General features: G+C 34.3%; 1 protein-coding gene. It reads left to right on the top strand.

The features are described from left to right. The coding region (locus ELQ05_RS08225; protein WP_279586067.1) for a flagellin hook IN motif-containing protein at positions 1-233 on the top strand (233 nt) is incomplete at both ends.

The following is a 233-nucleotide window of genomic DNA, read 5'->3' as shown; positions in this document are numbered from 1 at the left end:
ACTTACGATGTAAAAACTGTAGGATCTTTTGCTATAAAAGCAGGAACTACTTCTCAAGATTTTGCTATCAATGGGGTTACAATCGGTCAGATTAATTATAAAGATGGAGATAATAATGGTCAGTTGATTTCGGCTATAAATTCTGTTAAAGATACTACCGGAGTTCAAGCTTCTAAAGATGAAAATGGTAAGCTTGTTCTTACTTCAGCTGATGGTAGAGGGATTAAAATCAC

This window comes from Campylobacter sp. US53 (genome assembly GCF_004378995.1).
Taxonomy (GTDB): Bacteria; Campylobacterota; Campylobacteria; order Campylobacterales; family Campylobacteraceae; genus Campylobacter_D; species Campylobacter_D jejuni.
This window is presented reverse-complemented; position numbering and strand designations above follow the sequence as displayed.